22 protein-coding genes and 1 riboswitch are annotated in these 22,888 nt (G+C 71.4%); of the genes, 17 read left to right on the top strand and 5 right to left on the bottom strand.

What is annotated here, in order from left to right:
• The first annotated feature begins 334 nt into the window (after positions 1-334).
• From ABTY98_RS27435 to ABTY98_RS27420, 4 genes are all read left to right on the top strand, one after another.
• A complete protein-coding gene (locus tag ABTY98_RS27435; RefSeq protein ID WP_352223666.1) occupies positions 335-790 on the top strand; it encodes a roadblock/LC7 domain-containing protein in 456 nt (151 codons plus the stop codon).
• Between the two features lie 7 nt (positions 791-797).
• Positions 798-1,178 (top strand): DUF742 domain-containing protein, encoded by a 381-nt coding sequence (locus tag ABTY98_RS27430; protein ID WP_352223665.1) that lies wholly within the window; start codon positions 798-800, stop codon positions 1,176-1,178.
• 152 nt (positions 1,179-1,330) lie between these two features.
• A complete protein-coding gene (locus ABTY98_RS27425) occupies positions 1,331-2,119 on the top strand; it encodes a carbon-nitrogen hydrolase family protein (protein ID WP_352223664.1) in 789 nt (262 codons plus the stop codon).
• Positions 2,120-2,180: 61 nt separating this feature from the next.
• Positions 2,181-3,878, top strand: coding sequence for a flavin monoamine oxidase family protein (locus ABTY98_RS27420; protein ID WP_352223663.1), 1,698 nt, complete (start codon positions 2,181-2,183; stop codon positions 3,876-3,878).
• On the opposite strand, the gene ABTY98_RS27415 is transcribed toward ABTY98_RS27420, so the two are convergent.
• Positions 3,875-4,804 (bottom strand): LLM class F420-dependent oxidoreductase, encoded by a 930-nt coding sequence (locus ABTY98_RS27415; protein WP_352223662.1) that lies wholly within the window; start codon positions 4,802-4,804, stop codon positions 3,875-3,877. The two genes, ABTY98_RS27420 and ABTY98_RS27415, sit on opposite strands and share 4 nt — an antisense overlap.
• Positions 4,805-4,899: 95 nt before the next feature.
• On the bottom strand, positions 4,900-5,586 hold the full coding sequence (locus ABTY98_RS27410; protein ID WP_352223661.1) for a DUF5995 family protein: 687 nt from the start codon (positions 5,584-5,586) through the stop codon (positions 4,900-4,902).
• A 149-nt stretch (positions 5,587-5,735) separates the two neighbouring features.
• Between ABTY98_RS27410 and ABTY98_RS27405 the strand changes: the two genes are divergently transcribed.
• Positions 5,736-6,878, top strand: coding sequence for a glycoside hydrolase family 6 protein (locus ABTY98_RS27405; protein ID WP_352223738.1), 1,143 nt, complete (start codon positions 5,736-5,738; stop codon positions 6,876-6,878).
• On the opposite strand, the gene ABTY98_RS27400 is transcribed toward ABTY98_RS27405, so the two are convergent.
• Positions 6,857-8,236, bottom strand: coding sequence for a uracil-xanthine permease family protein (locus tag ABTY98_RS27400; protein WP_352223660.1), 1,380 nt, complete (start codon positions 8,234-8,236; stop codon positions 6,857-6,859). The genes ABTY98_RS27405 and ABTY98_RS27400 overlap by 22 nt on opposite strands.
• Before the next feature lie 162 nt (positions 8,237-8,398).
• Here ABTY98_RS27400 and ABTY98_RS27395 point away from each other — a divergent pair, with 162 nt between their 5' ends.
• Both ABTY98_RS27395 and ABTY98_RS27390 read left to right on the top strand, forming a co-directional pair.
• Positions 8,399-9,667 (top strand): alginate lyase family protein, encoded by a 1,269-nt coding sequence (locus ABTY98_RS27395; RefSeq protein ID WP_352223659.1) that lies wholly within the window; start codon positions 8,399-8,401, stop codon positions 9,665-9,667.
• Between the two features lie 86 nt (positions 9,668-9,753).
• On the top strand, positions 9,754-10,212 hold the full coding sequence (locus ABTY98_RS27390) for an acyl-CoA thioesterase (protein WP_352223658.1): 459 nt from the start codon (positions 9,754-9,756) through the stop codon (positions 10,210-10,212).
• On the opposite strand, the gene ABTY98_RS27385 is transcribed toward ABTY98_RS27390, so the two are convergent.
• Positions 10,172-11,386 (bottom strand): MFS transporter, encoded by a 1,215-nt coding sequence (locus tag ABTY98_RS27385; protein WP_352223657.1) that lies wholly within the window; start codon positions 11,384-11,386, stop codon positions 10,172-10,174. The two genes, ABTY98_RS27390 and ABTY98_RS27385, sit on opposite strands and share 41 nt — an antisense overlap.
• 123 nt (positions 11,387-11,509) lie before the next feature.
• Here ABTY98_RS27385 and ABTY98_RS27380 point away from each other — a divergent pair, with 123 nt between their 5' ends.
• The 10 genes from ABTY98_RS27380 to ABTY98_RS27335 all read left to right on the top strand — a co-directional run bounded on the left by ABTY98_RS27380 (position 11,510) and on the right by ABTY98_RS27335 (position 20,746).
• The gene (locus ABTY98_RS27380) at positions 11,510-12,802 is read left to right on the top strand and encodes an ROK family transcriptional regulator (RefSeq protein WP_352223656.1); all 1,293 of its coding nucleotides are present in this window, start codon (positions 11,510-11,512) and stop codon (positions 12,800-12,802) included.
• A gap of 246 nt (positions 12,803-13,048) precedes the next feature.
• Positions 13,049-13,179: riboswitch (FMN riboswitch) on the top strand.
• A gap of 156 nt (positions 13,180-13,335) precedes the next feature.
• On the top strand, positions 13,336-13,941 hold the full coding sequence (locus ABTY98_RS27375; RefSeq protein WP_352223655.1) for a riboflavin synthase: 606 nt from the start codon (positions 13,336-13,338) through the stop codon (positions 13,939-13,941).
• Positions 13,938-14,579 (top strand): nicotinamide mononucleotide transporter family protein, encoded by a 642-nt coding sequence (locus ABTY98_RS27370; RefSeq protein WP_352223654.1) that lies wholly within the window; start codon positions 13,938-13,940, stop codon positions 14,577-14,579. Before ABTY98_RS27375 ends, ABTY98_RS27370 begins: the two co-directional genes overlap by 4 nt.
• Positions 14,576-15,877, top strand: coding sequence for a bifunctional 3,4-dihydroxy-2-butanone-4-phosphate synthase/GTP cyclohydrolase II (locus tag ABTY98_RS27365; RefSeq protein ID WP_352223653.1), 1,302 nt, complete (start codon positions 14,576-14,578; stop codon positions 15,875-15,877). Before ABTY98_RS27370 ends, ABTY98_RS27365 begins: the two co-directional genes overlap by 4 nt.
• 28 nt (positions 15,878-15,905) lie before the next feature.
• Positions 15,906-16,391, top strand: coding sequence for a 6,7-dimethyl-8-ribityllumazine synthase (gene ribH / locus ABTY98_RS27360; protein WP_352223652.1), 486 nt, complete (start codon positions 15,906-15,908; stop codon positions 16,389-16,391).
• Between the two features lie 34 nt (positions 16,392-16,425).
• Positions 16,426-16,698, top strand: a complete 273-nt coding sequence (locus ABTY98_RS27355) for a phosphoribosyl-ATP diphosphatase (protein WP_030946750.1) — start codon at positions 16,426-16,428, stop codon at positions 16,696-16,698.
• Positions 16,699-16,748: 50 nt separating this feature from the next.
• Positions 16,749-17,606, top strand: a complete 858-nt coding sequence (gene hisG / locus ABTY98_RS27350) for an ATP phosphoribosyltransferase (protein ID WP_352223650.1) — start codon at positions 16,749-16,751, stop codon at positions 17,604-17,606.
• 14 nt (positions 17,607-17,620) lie between these two features.
• Positions 17,621-18,076: a PH domain-containing protein gene (locus tag ABTY98_RS27345; protein ID WP_352223649.1), complete on the top strand. Its 456-nt coding sequence runs from the start codon at positions 17,621-17,623 to the stop codon at positions 18,074-18,076.
• Between the two features lie 256 nt (positions 18,077-18,332).
• Complete coding sequence (locus ABTY98_RS27340) at positions 18,333-19,661, top strand: hemolysin family protein (protein WP_352223648.1); 1,329 nt, start codon at positions 18,333-18,335, stop codon at positions 19,659-19,661.
• The gene (locus ABTY98_RS27335; protein ID WP_352223647.1) at positions 19,658-20,746 is read left to right on the top strand and encodes a hemolysin family protein; all 1,089 of its coding nucleotides are present in this window, start codon (positions 19,658-19,660) and stop codon (positions 20,744-20,746) included. Before ABTY98_RS27340 ends, ABTY98_RS27335 begins: the two co-directional genes overlap by 4 nt.
• Positions 20,747-20,826: 80 nt before the next feature.
• Here ABTY98_RS27335 and ABTY98_RS27330 read toward each other — a convergent pair whose 3' ends face one another.
• Positions 20,827-22,686: an AAA family ATPase gene (locus ABTY98_RS27330; RefSeq protein WP_352223646.1), complete on the bottom strand. Its 1,860-nt coding sequence runs from the start codon at positions 22,684-22,686 to the stop codon at positions 20,827-20,829.
• Between the last annotated feature and the right edge of the window lie 202 nt (positions 22,687-22,888).

Genomic DNA, 22,888 nt, shown 5'->3' with positions numbered 1-22,888 from the left:
CGGCCCTGCTGCGGATCCCGGCCGCGGTGCTGGTCCTGCCTCCGCCGCGGATCCCGGTCGCAGTGTCGGCCCTGGCTCCGCCGTGGATCCTGGCCGCGTTGCTGGTCCTGCCTCCGTCGTGGATTCCGGCCGCAGTGGCGGTCCTGGCGCTGGCGTGGATGCCGGCCGCGTTTCTGGTCCCGGCGCTGACGGGGATGCCGGCCGCGGTGCTGGTTCTGGTTCCGTCGTGGATTCCGGCCGCAGTGGCGGTCCTGGCGCTGGCGTGGATGCCGGCCGCGTTGCTGGTCCCGGCCCTGCTGCGGATCCCGGCCGCAGCGACGGTCCTGCCCCCGACGTGGATCCTGGCCCCAGTGCCGGTCCCGGCTCCGGCCGCGCCCCCGTCGGGCCGGGGCCCGGCGTCCGGCCCGGCAGTGACCTCGGGTGGCTTCTCGACGATCTCGTTGCCCGGACCGACCACGTCCGGCAGGCCGTGCTGCTCACCGCGGACGGGCTTCCGCTCAGCCACTCCGACGGCATGCGGCGACGGGACATCGAGCATCTCGCGGCCGTCTGCTCCGGCTTCCACAGCCTGGCCCGTTCGGCGGGGGACCGGTTCGGCGCCGGAGAGGTGCGGCAGACCATGGTGATGCTCGACGACGCCTATCTCTTCGTGACCCCGGCCGGGCACGGCAGCCGGCTCGCCGTCCTCAGTGACGTCCGCACCGACGTCGGCCAGCTGGCCCACGAGATGGCCCTGCTCGTCCGCCGGCTCGGCCGCCACCTGGACGCGGCCGCCCGCTCGACCCCCTGACCCTCCGGTGAGCGACGAGCACTGGTACGAGGACGAGACCGGCTCGCTGGTCCGTCCCTACACCGTGACCCGGGGCCGTACCGAGCCGTCCGGACGGCACATCATCGACCTCATGTCCCAGGTCACGGCGGTGGACGCGGATCCGGCCGACCCGGAGGTCGACCATGCCCGCGTCGCCCTGCTCGCCCTGGTGCGGCGCGGTGCCCGGCCGGTCGTCGAACTCGCCGCGGACGCCGATCTGCCGCTCACCGTCGTACGCGTCCTGCTCGGCGACCTCGCCGAGGCCGGCCTGGTCCGGATCGACCAGCCGCGCCGGGTGGAACCGGGCGGCCCGGCCGCCGATCCCGCACTGCTGAAGGAGATCGTCGAGCGGCTGAGGGAGCTGTAGGGACAACTCCGGCGCAACGAATCGCCGCCGGACGCCTGTATCACGCAACGAACCGCTCGGCCACGCGCAACGGCTCCTCCTTGTCCGGCCCGGCCCGCCGACTTACCGTCTAAAGGACCCCCAGACCCCCTCCGTACCCGGCGAGGACCCGTATGCGCACCGCCCTGCTCCAGAGCTCCGGCCGCCCCGGCTCGACCGTCGAGAACCTCAAGGTGCTCGACGAGGCCGCCGGCCGGGCCGCCGGCGCGGGCGCCGCGCTGCTCGTCGCACCGGAGATGTTCCTGACCGGCTACGCCATCGGCGACGACATCGCCCGCCTCGCCGAGCCCGCCGACGGCGACTGCGCGGACTCGGTCGCCGAGCTGGCCCACCGGCACGGCCTGGCGATCGCCTACGGCTACCCGGAGCGCGCCGGTGACGCCGTCCACAACTCCGCCCAGCTGATCTCCGCCGACGGAACCCGGCTCGCGAACTACCGCAAGACCCACCTCTTCGGCGGCTTCGAGCGCGACCACTTCACCCCGGGCGAGCAGCCGGTCGTCCAGGCCGAGCTGAACGGCCTCACCGTCGGGATCATGATCTGCTACGACGTGGAGTTCCCGGAGCCCGTCCGCGCCCACGCCCTGGCCGGCACCGACCTGCTGCTCGTCCCGACGGCGAACATGCACCCGTTCCAGTTGGTGGCCGAGTCCCTGGTCCCGGTGCGGGCCTGGGAGAACCAGATGTACGTGGCGTACGTCAACCGGGTCGGCCAGGAGGGCGAGTTCGACTTCTTCGGCCTGTCCGCCCTCGCCGGCCCCGACGGCGTGGCCCGCGCCCGGGCCGGACGCGGCGAGGAACTCGTCCTCGCCGACCTCGACCCCGCCCTGCTCGCCGCCTCCCGCGAGGCGAACCCCTATCTGAAGGACCGCCGCCCCGGCCTCTACGGGTCCCTGGTCTGACCCCCCTCCCGCCTCCCCCGCTTCCTTTTCGCACTCGCAAGTCGCAAGGAGTCCGTACCCCATGACGTCCACCGTGCCCAACGCCGTCGAGCACGCAGACGAGCAGCAGCCGCCGATCACCATGTTCGGCCCGGACTTCCCGTACGCGTACGACGACTTCCTCGCCCACCCGGCGGGCCTCGGCCAGATACCGGCGAGCGAGCACGGCACCGAGGTCGCGGTGATCGGCGGCGGACTGTCCGGCATCGTGGCCGCGTACGAGCTGATGAAGATGGGCCTGAAGCCGGTCGTGTACGAGGCCGACCGGATCGGCGGACGGCTGCGGACCGTCGGCTTCGAGGGCTGCGACCCCTCGCTGAGCGCCGAGATGGGCGCGATGCGCTTCCCGCCCTCCTCCACCGCCCTCCAGCACTACATCGACCTGGTGGGCCTTGAGACCCGGCCCTTCCCCAACCCCCTCGCGGAGGCGACCCCTTCGACCGTCGTCGACCTCAAGGGCGAGTCGCACTACGCCGAGACGGCCGACGACCTGCCGCAGGTCTACCGTGACGTCGCCGACGCCTGGAACAAGTGCCTCGACGAAGGCGCCGACTTCTCCGACATGAACCGCGCCATGCGCGAACGGGACGTGCCGCGCATCCGCGAGATCTGGTCCCGGCTCGTGGAGAAGCTCGACAACCAGACCTTCTACGGCTTCCTGTGCGACTCCGAGGCCTTCAGGTCCTTCCGGCACCGCGAGATCTTCGGCCAGGTCGGCTTCGGGACGGGTGGCTGGGACACGGACTTCCCGAACTCGATCCTGGAAATCCTGCGCGTCGTCTACACCGAGGCCGACGACCACCACCGCGGCATCGTCGGCGGCAGCCAGCAGCTCCCGCTGCGACTCTGGGAGCGCGAGCCGGAGAAGACCGTGCACTGGGCGTACGGGACCTCGCTCGCGAAACTGCACGAGAACGGCGAGCCCCGCCCCGCCGTGACCCGGCTGCACCGCACCACCGGCAACCGGATCACGGTGACGGACGCCAACGGAGACATCCGCACGTACAAGGCGGCGATCTTCACCGCCCAGTCCTGGATGCTGCTCTCGAAGATCGCCTGCGACGACTCGCTCTTCCCGATCGACCACTGGACCGCGATCGAGCGCACCCACTACATGGAGTCCTCCAAGCTGTTCGTCCCGGTCGACCGGCCCTTCTGGCTCGACAAGGACGAGGACACAGGCCGGGACGTCATGTCGATGACGCTCACCGACCGGATGACCCGCGGCACCTACCTGCTCGACGACGGCCCGGACAAGCCCGCCGTCATCTGCCTCTCCTACACCTGGTGCGACGACAGCCTGAAGTGGCTGCCGCTGTCCGCGAACGAGCGGATGGAGGTGATGCTGAAGTCGCTCGGCGAGATCTATCCGAAGGTCGACATCAGGAAGCACATCATCGGCAACCCGGTGACGGTCTCCTGGGAGAACGAGCCCTACTTCATGGGCGCGTTCAAGGCCAACCTGCCCGGCCACTACCGCTACCAGCGGCGCCTGTTCACGCACTTCGTGCAGGACCGGCTGCCCGCGGACAAGCGGGGCATCTTCCTCGCCGGCGACGACATCTCCTGGACGGCGGGCTGGGCCGAGGGCGCCGTCCAGACCGCGCTGAACGCGGTCTGGGGCGTCATGCACCACTTCGGCGGCACGACCGACCCGGCCAACCCGGGCCCCGGTGACGTCTACGACGAGATCGCGCCGGTCGAACTCCCCGAGGACTAGACCCCGGCCGCCCGCGCCTTCTCGTACGCCTCGGTGGCGACGTCCTTGAGTTCCTGGGCGTCGCGCGGGGTGGACTGGAGGTCGAGGAAGATCTCGTCCAGGCCTACCGCCGCGTGGGCCACGACGTCCTCGACGATCTGGTCGACGCTGCCCTGGAAGGGGCGGCGGTCGGAGCCGTCGTAGGCCTTGGGCGTGTACGTGGCGTTGACGCGCAGGACTGTCCGGATCGGTTCCGTGCGCCCGCGCTCGGCCGCCACGTCCTGCAGCTGCCGCCACTGGGCGGCGAGCTGCTCGGCGCCCATGCCCACCGGCACCCAGCCGTCCGCGTGGTCGACCAGCCGGCGCAGCGCCTTCTTGTTGTTCGCCGCCAGCATGATCGGGATCCGCCGGGCGGGCTTGGGGCCGACCACGGCGGAGGCGATCTTCGTGAGCTCCCCGTCGTAACGCACCGGGTCGGGGCCCCACACCGCCCGGAACACCTCGATGATCTCGTCGAGGACCTTGCCGCGCTCCTCGAACGGCCGGACACCGGAGGCCGCGTACTCGTCGAGGGACCAGCCGGTGCCCAGGCCCGCCACCACCCGGCCGCCGCTTGCGGCGTCCAGCGAGGCCAGGGCCTTGGCCAGTTGGAAGGGGAGGTGCAGCGGCGCCACCAGGACACTGCTGCCCAGCCGTGCCCGCTCGGTGGCCGCCGCGGCGAGCGTGAGCGTGACCAACGGGTCGGCCACGTTCCGGTAGTGGTCGGGCCAGGGCACCCCGTCCATGTCGTACAGGCCCTGGGTCGCGGGCTCCGGGAACAGCGCGCGCTCGAAGACCCACAGGCTCTCGTAGCCGATCTGTTCGGCGGTGCGTGCCACGTCGGGGACGTCCGTGCCGAGGGAGTACTGCCGCGTCTGGGGGAGAGCAAGCCCGAGCGGGATGGTCATAGCGGTGCTCCTTTGCAGTCGGGTGCCTGCCGTCAACGTACGGGGGGCGCCCGGGGATTCCGGACGCGGCGCGCACACGAGCGGATCAAGCCACCTCAGTCGGGCAGCGGGGTGAGCAGCATCCGGCCCGCCAGCCCGACGGCCGCGTCCAGCCGCTCGGTGAACTCCTCGACCAGGTCCTCGAACCGGCGCAGTGCCCACAGTGCCCGCGCCGCCGACCAGGTCGCGTCCCGCGCCCGCTCCAGGCTCCAGGAACCGAGCAGATGGGTCAGCGGATCGGCGATCTGGAGCAGGTCGGGCCCCGGCATCAGATCTTCGCGGATGCGTTCCTCCAGCGAGACGAGGAGCTCGCCCACGCGGTCGAACTCGTCCTCAAGATCGGCCGGTTCGCAGCCGAGGGTACGACAGCTGTCCACCACGGCCAGCGCCAGGTCGTGCCCGATGTGCGCGTTGATGCCCGCGAGTGCGAACTGCAGCGGTCGTACACCGGGGTGGCGGCGGAACTGGAACAGCGGCCGCCAGCAGGCCGGCGGACGGCGGTCGCCGGCGGCCGCGTCCACGGCGGCCAGATACCGCTCCGCGAACCGCACGTCCAGCGTCGCGGCGGCTCTGGGATCTCCGAACCGCCCCGCGTCCAGACGCCGTTCGACCTCCTCCGTGACGGAGAGGTAGACACGGTTGAAGACCGCGACACCGTCCCGCTCGGGGAGGGCCGCGTCCAGGGCGCGCATCCGGGAGACGACGGTGTCGACCGGAGCGGTGAGGTGTTCCGACTGCGCCATGGGGGAAGGGTCCCAGCCCCGGGGCCGGCGGGCGTGCCGACGGGCCCGGCGCTTCCCCGGAACGGGGGAACGGACCCGGGGTGCGGAAGGGGGAGCACAGCGTGCCTGGCTCACAGGCCCGGCGGAGCGGCGAGCGCAGGCGGGCGGTCATGCTCGCCGTCGCCTCGGTCGTGGCCGCTGTCGGCACCGCGACCGGGATGCTCTCGGCGCTCGGCGAGGAGAGCGGCGGGGGAGCCCGGCCGGCGGTGGCGCGTACGACCGCGGTGGGTTCGACGGCGGTGGGTTCGACGGCGGTCCGTACGACGGCTTCCTTGCCGCGGAAGAAGACACCGTCCCGTTCACCGTCCGCCTCCGCGGCGCCTGCTCCGAAGCCCTCACCGACTCCCCGGCGCGCCACCGCGACGCCGAATGCTCCCACGGCGCGGAAGCAGCAGTCGCCCCGCCTCTACCATCACCCGGACTCCCAGGTCGCCGACTGGGTCCGCGCCCATCCGGACGATCCGCGCGCCGCCGTCATCGCGCACCGCATCGCCGACCGGCCGGCCGCCGTGTGGTTCGCCGACTTCACCCCGGCGACCATCACCTCACGTGTCCGCGATGTCACCTCGGCGGCTCTGGCGCAGGACCGGGTCCCGGTGCTGGTGCCGTACGCGATCCCGAACCGGGACTGCGGCGGGGCCTCGCAGGGTGGTGCCCCGGATCTCGCCGCGTACGACGGCTGGATCGACGCCTTCGCACGGGGGCTGGGCTCCGGTGAGGTGATCGTGATCCTGGAGCCGGACTCGATTGCCCAGTCCGGGTGCCTCTCCGCCGCCGACCGGGCCGCCCGGTTCGCCTCGCTGGCCCGCGCGGGCCGGGTGCTGAAGGCGGCCGGCCCGAGGACGCGGGTCTACTACGACGCCGGGCACTCCGGCTGGAACCCGCCCGCCCGGCAGGCGGCCCTGCTGAGGCAGGCGGGAGCCAGGTCGGGCAAGGGCATCTTCAGCAACGTCTCCAACTTCCGTACCACCGCCGACGAGATCACCTACGACCGCAAGGTCCTCGACGCCCTCGGCGGTCCGGCCTCGCTCGGCGCGGTGATCGACACCAGCCGCAACGGCAACGGCCCCTCGGCGAACGGCGCCTGGTGCGATCCGGCGGGGCGGCGGATCGGGCAGGCACCCACGCTCGACACCGGTCAGGCGCGGATCGACGCCTACCTGTGGGTCAAACTGCCCGGGGAGTCCGACGGCTGCAAGGGCACCGCCGGGACCTTCACCCCGTCCTACGCCTACGACTTGGCCTCGTCGTAGGAACTGGTGCCCTCGTCGAAGAGGGGTTCCTGCCGCTTGAGGTGGGCGGGGGCGAAGGCGCGCAGGGCGTGGTAGCCGGTGATGACGACCAGGGTGCCGAGGGCGATGCCGCTCAGGGAGAAGGTGTCGGTGAACTTCATGGTGACGTTGCCGACGCCGATGATGATGCCCGCGGCCGCCGGGACCAGGTTCAGCGGGTTGCGCAGATCGACCTTGGCGTGCAGCCAGATCTGGGCGCCGAGCAGGCCGATCATGCCGTACAGGATGACGGTGATGCCACCGAGGACCCCGCCCGGGATCGCGGCCACGACCGCACCGAACTTGGGACAGACGCCGAAGAGCAGCGCGAAGCAGGCGGCGGCCCAGTAGGCGGCGGTGGAGTAGACACGGGTCGCGGCCATCACGCCGATGTTCTCGGAGTAGGTGGTGTTGGGCGGGCCGCCCACGGCGGTGGAGAGCATGGAAGCGACGCCGTCGGCCGAGATCGCCGTGCCCAGCTTGTCGTCGAGCGGATCGCCGGTCATCTCGCCGACTGCCTTGACGTGTCCGGCGTTCTCCGCGACCAGGGCGATCACGACCGGGAGGGCGACGAGGATCGCCGACCAATGGAAGGACGGTCCGTGGAAGGACGGCAGCCCGATCCAGTCCGCCTTGCCGACGCCGGAGAGGTCCAGCCGCCAGTGGTCGGTGACCTTGCCGCTCGGACTCATGGAATGGATCTTGCCGAAGACGCGGTCGAGGGCCCAGGAGAGGACGTACCCGAAGACCAGGCCCAGGAAGATCGCGATACGTGACCAGAAACCACGCAGACAGACGACGGCCAGACCGGTGAAGGCCATCACCAGCAGGGCGGTCCACTGGTCCTGCGGCCAGTAGGTGGAGGCGGTCACCGGGGCCAGGTTGAAGCCGATCAGCATCACGACCGCGCCGGTGACGATCGGCGGCATCGCGGCATGGATGATCCGGGCGCCGAAGCGCTGGACGGCGAGGCCGATCAGGAAGAGCACGACGCCGACCACGAAGACCGCGCCGGTCACGGTGGCGCTGGTGCCGCCCTGCGCGCGGATCACGGCCGCGACCCCGACGAAGGACAGGGAACAGCCCAGATAGCTGGGGACCCGGCCGCGGGTCGCGAGCAGGAAGATCACGGTCGCGACGCCGGACATCATGATCGCGAGGTTGGGGTCCAGGCCCATCAGTACCGGGGCGACGAAGGACGCACCGAACATCGCGACCACGTGCTGGGCGCCGAGCCCGATCGTGCGGGGCCAGGAGAGCCGTTCGTCGGGGCGTACCACCGCTCCGGGCGCGGGCGTGCGCCCGTCGCCGTGCAGTTTCCAGCGCACGCCGAGATCCATGGTGGGGGTTCGCTTTCTTCGAAGTGCTGTGAAGACGGCTTCGTACATGAAGACGGTCCGAACCATTGTCATGGCTACCTGGCGGTCCTACGCTCACACGGTCCTACTCGTGAACGCTGTTCACGTATATGATTCACCGCTTCATGCTGATCGGAGTGCTCGATGAGTGGAAGATCCCGCACGGCCGTCGTCCTGACGGCGCTGGCGGCCATGGGGGCCGTCCTCGTCCCCTCCGCCCATGCGACCGCGAGGGCCCCGAAAGCTCCCGACACCGCCGTCCTGGACGGCACCCGGCTCCAGTGGACCAAGGCCGACCTCGATCGCGGCAACCCCCAACTCCGCCGCGCCCTGAAGGACCTGACGAGCCGCGCCGACGCCTGGCTGGACCAGGGCCCCTGGACGGTCGTCGACAAACCGAAGCCCGCCCCCGGCGGTGACGTCCACGACTACCTGAGCCAGGCCCCCTACTGGTGGCCCACCACCACACCCACCGCCGACAACCCATGGGGCTGCCCCTACGTCCAGCGCGACGGCCAGCGCAACCCCGAGGTCGACAGCGGCACCGACCGCCAGGACGTGGAGAAGGTCTTCGACTCGACGTACGACCTCTCCCTGGCCTGGTACTACACGGGTGACCGGGAGTACGCCGAGAAGGCCGGACAGGTCCTGCGCACCTGGTTCCTCGACCCGGCGACCCGGATGAACCCGAACCTGAACCATGCCCAGTTCATCCCCTGCAAGTACGACGGCCGGGCCATCGGCATCATCGACTTCTCCCAGTCGTACACGAGCGTGGTCGACGCTCTCGCCATCCTCGCCACCGGGGCACCCGGCTGGAGCGCCAAGGACCGTGCCGGGATGCTCAGTTGGAACACGGACTTCCGTGACTGGCTGAAGAACAGCGACTTCGGCAAGGAAGAGGGTGCCGCCGCAAACAACCACGGCACCTTCTACGACATGCAGATCGCCGCCCTCGCCTACGCGACCGGCGACAGGGCGCTGGCCAGGAAGACCGTGCTGGACGCGCGGACCAGGCGGATCGACCCGCAGATCGCCGCCGACGGAAGCCAGCCGCAGGAGCTGACCCGGACCAGGAGCTGGCACTACTCGACCTTCGACCTGGTCGCCTACACCCGGCTCGCGACCATCGGCCGGCATGTCGGGGTGAACCTCTGGACCTACCGGGGACCGGACGGGCAGAGCCTGTTCAAGGCCGTGGACTATCTGCTGCCCGCCGCGACCGGGGCCACCGCCTGGCCGTACCCGGAGCTGGAATTCCACCGCTACGCGGCGGCCGACGTCGTGCACGGGGCGGCCGACGCCGGCGACAAGGCGGCCCAGCGGGCGGTTCGACAGCTGGAGGCGCCGCCCGGCGGTGACCTCTGGGCGCTGCGGCCGGCCGCCGAGCAGCTGGACTCGATCGCGGGTTGAGACCAGGGGGCTCCTGGCCGGGCATGCTGAGCGCCCGCTTAGACTGAAGGTCAGCGACATGTCAGCAACACCCAGGAGCCCCACCCGTGACCGCCGAAGCCCCGATCGCCCCCGCCCTGACCTACGGCCGGCTGATCCCCGTCACCGTCCACTTCGACGACCTGGACGCGCTTGGGCTGCTCCACAACGCCCGCTACCCGGTGATGGTGGAGCGGGCCTGGGCCGAGCTCTGGCAGGGGCACGGCTTCGCCTTCGAGGGCGACTGGGCCGCGGCCGAGGACGCCTGCAACGCGGTCAGGGAACTCCGGATCAGCTACGAGGCGCCGGTCACCCGGCCGGGCACCCACGCCGTCCATCTGTGGCTGGAACGGCTCGGCAACACCGGCCTGACCTACGGCTTCCGGTTCTGCTCGGCGGACGGGGCGACCACCTACGCGCACGGCACCCGGGTCCTGGTCCGGCTGGACGCGGCCACCCTGCGCCCCGCCCCCTGGAGCGAGCGCTTCAGGACCGCGGGTCGGGAACTGCTGCGGCCCGCGAGCTGACCTCCGCCCGCACCCCCCGTTCCCCGGCGCGCAACACGCCCGCGAACACCACCAGGCCGCAGGTCAGCGCCGTGACCACACCGAAGGACACCACCAGGCTGGTCGCCTGGGCCACACCGCCGATCAGACCGGGTGCGATCAACCCCGAGGTGTAGGTGATCGTCGCCACGCCGGCGATGGCCTGACTCGGGTTCGGCCCGGCGTGCCCGGCCGCCGCGAAGCACAGCGGTACGACGACGGCGATGCCGAGGCCCATCAGCGCGAACCCGGTCATGGCCACCGCCGGATGCCCGGCGAGGACGATCAGCAGACCGCCGAGCGCGGCCAGCACACCCCCGGCGCGCACGGTACGCACCGTGCCGAAGCGGTTCACCACCGCGTCCCCGCTGATCCGGGCGACCGCCATGGTCAGCATGAACCCCGTGGTGGTGGCCGCCGCGAGCCCCGCCGAACCGTCCATCCGGTCCTGCAGGAACACCGCCGACCAGTCCAGGCTCGCCCCCTCCGCGAACACCGCGCAGAAGCCGACAGCGCCGATCAGCAGCGCCGACCGGGGCGGCAGCGCGAACCGCGGCGGCGGCTCCTCGTCCTCGGCGGGCCGCACGTCCAGCACCCAGCCGGCCGCCAGGACGCCGAGCACGGTGAGGGTGGCGGCGGCCAGTGTGAAGTGCAGCCGGGCGTCCGAGCCGAGGTGCGCGGCGAGGGTGCCCGCCGCCGAGCCGAGCAGGGCGCCCGCGCTCCACATGCCGTGCAGCCCCGACATGATCGACCTGCCGAGCAGCTGCTCGACCTCCACGCCGAGCGCGTTCATCGCGACGTCGGCCATGCCCGCGCTCGCGCCGTAAACGAACATCGCCAGGCAGAGTGTGTACAGGTTCGGCGCGAGGGACGGCAGGACCAGGGACAGCGTCCACATCGCGATCAGTGCGCGCAGTGCGGTGCGGCTGCCGAAGCGGTGGCTGATCCGGCCCGCCAGCGGCATCGAGCACGAGGCGCCGAACGCGGTGAAGGCGAGCGCGAAGCCGAGCTGGCCCGCGCTCAGCCCGGCATGGTCCTGGATCCAGGGCACCCGCGTCGCGAACGAGCCGGTGACGGCACCGTGCACGGTGAACACGGCCGCGACGGCGTACCGCGCGCGCTTCACCTCGTGCCGCTCGTGACCCACGTCTTTCATGGTCCTGCCCCTCCCCGGGCGGGTGCGGCCCCGCTGTCGGCCGTAAACTATCAGGGAGCCTGCCTGATAGACAGGGAGTGATGTGGCCGTCCTGGGCCGCGACGATCTGGGAGGATGCCCGCCATGCCCGCATCACCGAGCACCGCCCGGGCCATCAACGACCGGCTCGCCCTGACCCTGCTCCAGCAGGAAGGTCCGCTGACAGCAGGGCAGTTGAAACAGCTGACCGGGCTGTCCCGGCCGACCGTCGCCGACCTCGTCGAACGGCTCAGCGAGTCCGGCCTGATCGCGGTGGTCGGCGAATCCGGCGAACAGCGCCGGGGACCGAACGCCCGGCTGTACGGCATCGTCGCCGACCGCGCCTGTCTGGCCGCCCTCGACGTACGCACCGAGGGCGTCTCGGTGCTGGTGTCCGACCTGGTGGGGCGGGTGCTGGCCGAAGGGGCGGTGCCGGTCGGCCCGGAGGCGGGGGAGGCGGCGGCCGTCGAGCAGGCGGTGGAGCTGGTGGAGCGGGCGGCCAAGGAGGCGGGGGTCTCCGGCGGCGGCCGGTTGCACACCGTCGGCATCGGGGCGCCCGGGCTGATCGACCCGGCGAGCGGTGAACTCCGCGGCTCGGCGGGCCTGCCGGCCTGGCACCGCCGGCTGGTCGCCGCCCTCCAGGAGCGGTTCCCCAAGGCCCGGGTCAGCGTCGAGAACGAGACCAATCTGGCCGCCCTCGCCGAACAGCAGGAGGGCGTCGCCCGCGGCCGCGACACCTTCGTACTGCTCTGGCTGGGGCACAGCTGCGGCGCCGCCGTAGTCCTTGACGGCAGCCTGCGCCGGGGCGCCTCCGGCGGCACGGGCGAGATCGGCTTCCTGCCGGTCCCGGGCACGCGCGCACTGCCGTCGGCGACGGACTGCGCGGGTGGATACCACTCCCTGGTGGGGGCGGCCGCGATCGCGGAACTGGCCGAGGAGCACGGTCTGGGACCGGCGGCCTCGACCGGCCCCGAGCCCGCCGCGGCATGGCTGGTCAGGGAGGCGGTACGGAACACCGGTGAAGCCGATGGTGGGCCCGTATTGCCCCACAGGGGTGCGGAGAGCCGAGAGACGGGCCACGACGGACCCCCGGGCGGCCGCCGACCCCGCCCGGCACACCCCGACCGCTTCCTCGACTCTCTCGCCGACCGAATTGCCGTCGGCGTGGCAGCCGTCGTAGCCGTCCTGGACCCCGGCTGCGTGGTCCTCGGCGGCGAGATCGGCTCGGTCGGCGGCGCGCCGCTCGCCACGCGGGTCGAGGAGCGGCTGCGCCGGATGTCCCCGCTGGCCACCGAGGTACGGGCGAGCGGCCTGGGAGGATCGGCGGTCCTTCGCGGAGCACTTCTGACGGCACGGGAGCGCGCCCAGGACGAACTGTTCGCACCGCAGGACCGCTGACCGTGCGGGTGGGCGACCCGGCGACGGGCAAGGGCCGTCGTCACCGCCGCCGGGCCCGCTCGAACGATAAATGGACTAGACCAGAGGGTCAATAGCTGTGGATCAGGTCAAGATGCCTGGTCCAAGGGCCGGTTGGGCATATGGCGGCCCGTCAGGGAAGTCCAGCGGCACGGGTTGTGAGGCAGCCCACATGGCTCCCCTGTATGGACCACCGCCTGGCGTGGCACACTGGCCGTGTACCAGAAGCAGCGCACTCCGGGGTCGGTGAAACTCCGAACCGGCGGTTACAGTCCGCGACCCGTCCGCTTCCAGCGGCCGGTTGACCAGGTGAAATTCCTGGACCGACGGTTAAAGTCCGGATGGGAGGCAGTGCGCGGCGGGCGAGCATCTACCTGTGCGCGCCGCCGTATCTGGTCTCGTCCGTCACGGGCGGGACCTTGTCGGCGTCGCTCCCGGTGTGCTCTTCCGTCCCTTCTGTCGTTCGTCGACAGGCCCCGGAGTCCGTGCCCCTTTGAGGCAGGAGGACCCGGGAAGTGTTCACCGGAATCGTCGAAGAGCTGGGTGAGATCACCGCCGTCGAGAACCTCGGCGACGCCTCCCGTTTCCGGCTCCGTGGCCCCGTAGTGACCGAGGGCGCACAGCACGGCGACTCCATCGCCGTGAACGGGGTCTGTCTGACCGTCGTGGAGCACGAGGGCGACGAGTTCACCGCCGACGTCATGCAGGAGACCCTCAAGCGCTCCTCCCTCGGCGCGCTGGACGTCGGCTCCCGTGTCAACCTGGAGCGCCCCACCGCCGTCGGCTCCCGGCTCGGCGGCCACATCGTGCAGGGCCACGTCGACGGCACCGGTCAGGTGCTGTCCCGCACCCCCTCCGAGCACTGGGAGATCGTCAAGGTCTCCCTCCCCGCCGACCTCGCCCGCTATGTCGTCGAGAAGGGCTCCATCACCGTCGACGGCATCAGCCTCACCGTCGTCGAGGCCGGACCCGACTACTTCACCGTCAGCCTCATCCCGACCACCCTCGACCTGACCACCCTCGGCCTCAAGCAGCCCGGCGACCCGGTCAACCTCGAGGTCGACGTCGTCGCCAAGTACGTGGAGCGGCTGCTCGCGGCCGGTCAGGGGGCCGGGCGGTGAACTCGCTCAACTCCGAGGCCTTCGTCCTGTTCGGCCAGCACATCCTCTGGTCGGACATGATCGGCAACATCCTCGGCCTGGCCGCCCTCGCCCTCGGCTGGCGCCGCAACCTGTGGAGCTGGCCGGTCCAGTTCGCCTCCGGCCTCATCCTCTTCGGCGCCTTCTACGGCCACCTCACCGGCAGCGCCGGCAAGCAGGCCGTCGTCATGGTCGTCGCGCTGTACGGCTGGTGGCAGTGGAACCGCAACAAGGGCCAGGGCGCCGACGGGCACATCGCCCCCCGGTTCGCCACCTGGCGCGAGCGCGGCGCGATGGTCGCCGCCGCGGCCGTCGGCACCGTCGCCGTCGCCCTGCTCTTCAAGGCCTACCCGTCCCTGTCCTGGGACCCCTGGCCGGACGCCTACATCTTCGTCGGCACGGTCGTCGCCATGTACGCCCAGGCGCGCGGCATGGTCGAGTTCTGGATCGCCTGGCTCCTGGTCGACCTGGTCGGCGTCCCCCTCAACTTCGCCAACGGCTACGCCTTCTCCGGCTTCGTCTACGTCATCTACGGCGCGCTCGTCCTGTGGGGCATGCGCGACTGGTGGCTGCGCTCCCGCCAGGGCTCGCGGCCCGCTCTGGAAGGGGCACCCGCATGACTGCGGCACCGATTCTCTACAGCACCGACGGCGTCGACGACCTCGCCCTCGACCCCGTCGAGCAGGCCATCGCCGACATCGCGGCCGGCCGCCCGATCGTGGTCGTCGACGACGAGGACCGCGAGAACGAGGGCGACCTCGTCATCGCCGCCGAGAAGGCCACCCCCGAGATCATCGCCTTCATGATGAGCGAGTGCCGCGGTCTGATCTGCGCCCCCATGGAGGGCGCGGAACTCGACCGGCTCCAGCTGCCGCAGATGGTCGAGGACAACACCGAGTCCATGAAGACCGCGTTCACCGTCTCCGTGGACGCCTCCGCCGCGCACGGCGTCACCACCGGTATCTCCGCCGCCGACCGCGCCACCACCCTCCAGTTGCTGGCCCACGGCGACGCCGAGCCCTCGGACTTCGTCCGCCCCGGCCATGTCTTCCCGCTGCGCGCCCGGCCCGGGGGTGTCCTCACCCGCAACGGTCACACCGAGGCCGCCGTCGACCTCGCCCGGCTCGCGGGCCTGCGCCCGGCCGGTGCCATCGTGGAGATCGCCGGCGAGGACGGCCGTATGCTCCGCCTCCCCGAGCTGATCCCGTTCGCCCGCAAGCACGGCCTGACGATCATCTCCATCGCGGACCTGATCACCTACCGCCGCGGCGCCGAGCCCACCGTCCGCCGCGAGGCCGAGGTGAACCTCCCCACCAAATACGGGACTTTCACGGCGTACGGCTATCGCTCCACCACCGACGGCGTCGAGCATGTCGCCCTCGTCCACGGCGAGATCGGCGACGGCGAGGACGTCCTGGTCCGCGTCCACTCCGAGTGCCTCACCGGCGACGTCTTCGGCTCCGCCCGCTGCGACTGCGGCCCCCAGCTCGACGCCGCCCTGGAGCGCATCCAGGACGAGGGCCGGGGCATCGTCGTCTATCTGCGCGGACACGAGGGGCGGGGCATCGGGCTGCTGTCCAAGCTGCGCGCCTACGAACTCCAGGAGCGCGGCCGCGACACCCTCGACGCCAACCTCGAACTCGGCCTGCCCGCCGACGCCCGCGACTACGGCGCCGGCGCCCAGATCCTGGCCGACCTCGGCGTGCGCAGCGTGCGGCTGATGACCAACAACCCCGACAAGAGTGACGCGCTGCTCAGCCACGGCCTCAAGATCAGCGGCCGGGAGCCGATGCCCGTCGAGGCGGGCGAGCACAACCTCCGCTACCTGCGCACCAAGCGGGACCGGATGGGCCACGACCTGCCCTGGCTGGACACACCGGCTGCGACAGCCGCCGTGGCCACCTGCGGCAACCAGTAGAGAACAGCACTGAGGGAGACACAAGAACGTGAGCGGCAAGGGTGCACCGGAGTTGTCCGTACGCAACGTCAGCGACCTGCGGGTCGCCGTCATCGCGGCCCAGTGGCACGAGAAGGTGATGGACGGTCTGGTGGACGGCGCCCTGCGCGCCCTGCGGGACCTGGGAATCGACGAGCCGACCCTGCTGCGGGTCCCCGGCAGCTGGGAACTCCCGGTCGCCGCCAAGGTCCTCGCGGGCCGCGGCTACGACGCGGTGGTCGCCCTCGGTGTGGTCATCCGCGGCGGCACCCCGCACTTCGAGTACGTGTGCCAGGGCGTCACCCAGGGTCTCACCCAGGTCTCCGCCGAGACCGGTGTCCCGGTCGGCTTCGGCGTGCTCACCTGCGACAACGAGGAGCAGGCCCTGGACCGGGCCGGTCTTGCGGGCTCCAACGAGGACAAGGGCCACGAGGCGGTGACGGCGGCGGTGGCGACGGCGGCGACCCTCCGCTCAGTATCCGAACCCTGGCACTGAGCGAAGCAGCATTTGGCGTAGTCTGGCGCTCACCATGTCCAACAAGACTTTTGAGGAGCTCTTCACCGAGCTCCAGCACAAGGCCGCCCACGGCGACCCCGCCACGTCCCGCACCGCCGAGCTGGTCGGCAAGGGCGTCCATGCCATCGGCAAGAAGGTCGTCGAAGAGGCCGCCGAGGTCTGGATGGCCGCCGAGTACGAGGGCAAGGAGGCGGCCGCCGAGGAGATCTCGCAGCTGCTCTACCACGTCCAGGTGATGATGGTCGCCCGCGGGATCTCGCTGGACGACGTCTACGCCCACCTGTAAAACCCTTTCCGGACAAACCCCCCTTTTTTTGAGCGAAGGAAGCCGACCTCATGCTGCGCATCGCCGTCCCCAACAAGGGTTCCCTCTCAGGCCCTGCGGCGGACATGCTGCATGAGGCCGGCTACCGGCAGCGCCGGGAGTCCAAGGAACTGCGCATCGTCGACCCGGTCAACGACGTCGAGTTCTTCTACCTGCGTCCGCGGGACATCGCGATCTACGTCTCCTCCGGCCGCCTGGACATCGGCATCACCGGCCGTGACCTGCTCATCGACTCCGGCGCCAACGCCGAGGAGATCCTGCCGCTCGGCTTCGCCCGCTCCACCTTCCGCTTCGCCTCCAAGCCCGGCGCGGCCGACGGCCTGGCGGACCTGAAGGGCAAGACGGTCGCCACCTCCTACGAGGGCATCGTCGCCAAGCACCTCGCCGACAGCGGCGTCGACGCCTCCGTCGTCCACCTGGACGGCGCCGTCGAGACCGCCATCGAACTGGGTGTCGCCGAGGTCATCGCCGACGTCGTCGAGACCGGCACCTCGCTGCGCAACGCGGGCCTGGAGGTCTTCGGCGAGCCGATCATGACCTCCGAGGCGATCGTCGTCCGCCGGGCCGGCGCCGACGCCGAGGACGTCGCCGAGCCGAAGGTCCAGCAGTTCCTGCGCCGCCTCCAGGGCGTCCTGGTCGCGCGGACGTACGTGATGATGGACTACGACTGCCGGGTCGAGCAGCTGGAGAGGGCCGTCGCGCTCACCCCGGGCCTGGAGTCCCCGACCGTCTCCCCGCTGCACAACGAGGGCTGGGTCGCCGTCCGCGCCATGGTCCCCACCAAGGACGCACAGCGGATCATGGACGACCTGTACGACATCGGCGCCCGCGCGATCCTGACCACGGCCATCCACGCCTGCCGCCTCTGAGACACCCGCGAGAGATGTCAGACCTTCCTTCCCTCCCCGTCACCTTCCGGCCGGGCCGCACCCGGGCGATCCTGCTCACCGCGGGCGTCGCCATCTTCGTCACCATCTCCGGGGTCGCGCTGCTCCTCGAGCAGCTCGGTCCGGGGGAGAAGCTCAGCTTCGTCATCACCGGCGCGCTGATCTTCTGGGTACTGGCCCAGCTGGCCCGGGTGAAGGTGGTCGCCGACGAGTCCGGGGTCACCGTCGTCAACATCGCCAGCAAGCGGCGCCTGGAGTGGGCGGAGATCCTCCAGGTGAACCTCCGCCCGGGTGACCCGTGGGTGTTCCTGAACCTCAGCGACGGCACCAGCCTGCCCGCGCTCGGCATCCAGCCGGGCATCGCCAAGCAGCGCGCCATCGCCGACGCCAAGGCCCTGCGGGCCCTCGCCGAGGCCCACACGATCCACGACCCCGAGCAGCACCAGGGCTGAAATCACGCAACTTCGGGGCCGGCTCCGGGTCGTCCACCCTGCCGTAGTGGCCCTTGTCTTGATTAATCTGTTGGCGGAGGCTTTTCACGTCCCGCCTCCGCCCCTGTCGCGCGCCCGGCGCACAGGGGTTCCTGCTACCCGAGGAGTGACCCTCTCCGGCGATGGACGGATCGTCCTGTAGTACCTGCGCCGCCCCCTCCCGACATACCGCGGACTGCCTTGTCGAGGTCCGCGAAGCTTCGGAGGCGGCGGCATCATGACCACCCCCCTGCTGCTCCTGGCAGCCGCGTTCCTGCTCATCGTCGCCAACGGTTTCTTCGTGGCCGCCGAGTTCGGCCTGGTGACCGTGGAGCGACCCGAGGCCGAGAAGGCCGCCGCCGACGGTGACAAGCGCGCCGGCACGGTCGTCGAATCGCTGAAGGAACTCTCCTTCCAGCTCTCCGGCACCCAGCTCGGCATCACCATCACCTCCCTGGTCGTCGGCATGCTCGCCGAACCGGCACTGGCCGAGCTGCTGCGCGGCCCGTTCACCGCGATCGGCCTCCCCGAGGGCGCCGTCTCCGGTATCGCCGTCGTCGTCGGCATGCTGCTCGCCTCGGCGATCCAGATGGTGATCGGCGAACTCGTGCCCAAGAACTGGGCGGTCTCCAAGCCGCTCCAGGTCGCGCGCTTCGTCGCCGGCCCGCAGGCCCGCTTCTCCCGCCTGTTCCGCCCGGTCATCGCGATGCTGAACACGGTCGCGAACCGCCTGGTGCGCGCCCTGGGCGTCGAACCCACCGCGGAGCTGGCCTCCGCCCGCACCCCGGGCGAGCTGGTCTCGCTGGCCCGGCACTCCGCCCAGGCCGGCGCGCTGGAGCAGGACACGGCCGACCTGTTCGTCCGCACCCTCTCCCTGGGCGAGCTGACCGCGCAGCACGTCATGACCCCCCGAGTGAAGGTCAGCGCGCTCCAGGACTCGGCGACCGCCGAGGACGTGGTCAACCTCACCCGGGCCACCGGCCTGTCCCGGTTCCCGGTCTACCGGGAGAAGATCGACGAGATCGTCGGCATGGCCCATCTCAAGGACGCCCTGGCGGTCCCGGTCCGCGACCGGCTGCGCACCCCCGTCGGCCGCATCGCCCGCAAGGCGCTGCTGGTCCCCGAGACCCTCCCGGTCCAGCCGCTGCTCGCCCGGCTCCGCTCCGAGCAGCCCATCGCGGTCGTCGTCGACGAGTACGGCGGTACGGCCGGCGTGGTCACCCTGGAGGACATCGTCGAGGAACTCGTCGGCGAGGTCCGCGACGAGCACGACAGCCCGGACGCGCCGGAACTCGCGGCGGCCCCGCCCCAGGACGGCAAGCCCGCGTGGGATGTCGACGGCAGTGTCCGCGTCGACATCCTCCAGCGGATAGGCCTCGACGTGCCCGAGGGCCCGTACGAGACGGTCGCCGGCCTGGTCGCCGACCTCCTCGGCCGGATCCCGGCGCCCGGCGACCGTGCCGAGCTGCCCGGTTGGCGGCTGTCGGTCCGCCGGGTCGGCCACTACCGCGCCGAGCGGGTCCGCCTGGTCCGCACCGCCCCCGCCGTAGCGGAGGCCGCCCGATGAGCGTCCTCCAACTGGTCTTCGCCGCCCTGCTGGTGCTGACCAACGGCTTCTTCGTGGGCGCCGAGTTCGCCCTCGTGTCCGTCCGCCGCAGCCAGATCGAACCCCTGGGCACGGCCAGGGCACGCCAGGTCCTCTACGGCCTGGAACGCCTCCCGCAGATGATGGCCGCGGCCCAGTTCGGCATCACCGTCTGTTCGCTGACGCTGGGCGCGGTGGCCGAGCCGACCGTGGCGCACCTGCTGGAGCCGGTGTTCGAGGCGGTGCGTCTGCCCGAGGGCGTGATCCACCCGCTGGGCTATGTGATCGCGCTGGCCGGAGTCGTCTTCTTCCACCTCGTCATCGGCGAGATGGTGCCGAAGAACCTGGCGATGGCGGCGCCCGAGAAGGCGGCGCTGTGGCTGAGCCCCGGCCTGGTGGCGTTCGCCCGTGTGTGCCGGCCGATCACGGTCGCCCTGGGAGCCTGTGCCCAGGGCATCCTGAAGCTCTTCCGCGTGGAGCCGAAGGACGAGGTCGAGGCCGTCGTCACCAGCGAGCAGCTCAACCGGCTGCTCGAGGACTCCGGCCAGGCGGGCCTCCTCGACCCCGAGGAGCAGGAGCGGCTGGAGGACGCGCTGGAGCTGGGCTCCCGCCCGGTGACGGACGTACTCCTGCGACGCGAGTCCCTGATCACCGTCCCCCCGTCGGTCACCCCGGGCCAGATCGTCGAACTCACCGCACGCACCGGCTACTCCCGCTTCCCGGTCGCCGCCGAGTCCGGTGCCTTCATGGGCTACGTGCATGTGAAGGACGTACTCGACCTGGAGGACTCGGACCGGGCGGTGCCGCAGCAGATATGGCGCCCGATGACGACCCTGCGGGCCGAGCTGCCCCTGGACGACGCGCTGACGGTGATGCGCCGAGCGGCGACGCACCTCGCGCAGGTCGCCGACGGCAAGGGCAGGGTGCTGGGGCTGGCGGCACTGGAGGACGTACTGGAACTGCTGGTGGGCGAGGTGACGGACCCGGCGCACCGGGATCAGCCGACGCCGCCCAGAACACCGGAGCCGCGGGTGAGTGGGGAGCCGGAGGAGGTGGCCGTGGGCTGAGCGTCGCGGGGAGCTGCGTGCCGGCGGGGGCTGGTCGCGCAGTTCCCCGTGCCCCTTACGGGGGCGTTGCCCGTCCGCACCTACATACCGGCCGGATCCTGCGGTCCCCGTCCCGACAGCACTTCCCCGTACGCCTGCATCAGGTCCGGCAGGCGTAACGTCGCCAGGTCGTCCCTCGACAGCACCCCGGGGCACGTGGACAACCGCAGATCCCGGTACGCACAGCTCTTCTCGTACAGCGTCCGCAGGAACCGACCGTTGCCCAGCTCGTCGATCCATCCCTGGTCGACCACGTGTCCGGCGATCGACCGCAGCTCCTCCAGCGCCTCCTCGTCCCACGCGTCACCGTTCTCCGCGGCCAGCACCTCGCCGATCGAGGTCAGCTCGAGGGGGCGGTAGGAGGGAAAGTCCACGCGGGTCGTGAAACGGGAGGAGAGCCCGGGGTTGGCGGCCAGCAGCCGGTCCATGCCCTCCGGGTAGCCGGCCAGGATCACCACCAGGTGGTCGCGGTTGTCCTCGGCCCGTTTCAGCAGCACCTGCAGCGCCTCGTCGCCGTACGCGTCCCCCTTGCCGTAGCCGGAGTTGGACAGCGAGTAGGCCTCGTCCACGAACAGCACACCGCCGATCGCGGAGTCGATGAGTTCGTTCGCCTTCACGGCGGTCTGGCCGAGGTACTCGCCCACGAGGTCGGCCCGCTGCGCCTCCACCAGGTGGTCGCCACCCAGCAGCCCCAGCGCGTAGAACACCCGCCCCAGAATGCGGGCGACCGTGGTCTTCCCGGTGCCCGACGGCCCGGAGAAGACGAAGTGGCGTTTCGGCGGCTGCACCGGCAGCCCCTGCCCGGCCCGCAACCGGGCCATGTTCAACTGCGCGGACAGCGCCTTGACCTGCCGCTTCACGGGCTCAAGGCCGACCATGCGCTCGAGCTCCGCGAGCGCCTCCTCGAGTAACGCGGGGTCGGTCGGCCCGGCCGGCAGCGGAGGCGACGGTACGACCTTCTCGCGCACCGCCGGATCGACCACCGACGGCATCGCCCCGGCCGGCGGCTCCGAGTCCCCCAGCCGCAGATCGCGCCCCTCCGTGCCGAAGAGCGGGTCGAGCAGGTCCGGCCCGTCCACGACGTCCTGCCCGACGCCGGTGAGCGTGATCGCCGCTAGGTCGGCGGTGTCGTCGTACCCGTCGCCCTCGGCGATCGCGGCCAGTCGTGCCGAGGTGTCCATGAACGCGGGGTCGACCCGGTGCACGGCCCGGTACAGCGGGAGCGCGGCGGCGCTGCGCCCGGTGCCCTCGTGCGCCCGTGCCAGCCAGTAGCGCAGCTCCTTACGCTGCGGCTGCTCGCTGCGGCAGCGCATCAGTGCCGCCGAGAGCAGCGGTTCTGCCTGGCCGTACATTTCCAGGCGGACCCGGGCCATGCCGCCGAAGAGCCCCGCCTCGATGCCGAGCATGGCATCGTCGAGGAGCGGGTCGGTGTGCCGTACCAACTGCTCCCAGTCCTTGACCAGATAGGCCCGGCAGGCGTGCAGGAAGCGGACCTGGGGGTCGGCGTCCACGGGCGGCAGTCCGGCGAGGGCCCGGTCGAGTTCCGGGACGTGCCGGCCGTCCAGCCAGTGCGAGGCGTGGGCGAGCAGGAGATCGCGCGGGTTCTCAAGGACCGGCTGCACCCACCAGCCCAGCCAGTACCAGGAGTTGAGCGCACGGCGGTGCCGGGCGCGCTGTTCCCCGAACCGGTCCCGGTGCCGGAACATCCTGAGCAGCGCGGTCGTCGTGTCGACGCGCAGCGCGTGCAGCCCGAGCCAGGCGTCGGCCATCCCGGGATCCATCCGTACCGCGGCGCGGAACTCCTCCTCCGCCTGCGGATAGGCGCCCATCGTGTAGGCGTCCACGCCTCGCAGCCAGGCGAGGTCGGCCGGGGCCTCGGGGCCCTGCGTGCCGAAATCCATCACGTCCCCCACAAACCGTGCCCCTGAGGTTCAGGCGGTGTCAGGTGGATCAGGCCGGGCTCGCGGCCCCTGCCTTGCGGCTGCACGCACCAGACCCCGCTCCCTGATCCGGCCTGATCCACCTGACACCCCCTCCGCCCCCGGGCTCCCCCCGATGGCCGCCGTTGGTCGAACCGCTGTGCCGCGGACCGGAGTTGCAGAT

This window comes from Streptomyces sp. NPDC096040 (assembly GCF_040303265.1).
Classification (GTDB): Bacteria; Actinomycetota; Actinomycetes; order Streptomycetales; family Streptomycetaceae; genus Streptomyces.
Note: the sequence above shows the minus strand (reverse complement) of the source record. Positions and strands in the feature narration are given on the sequence as shown.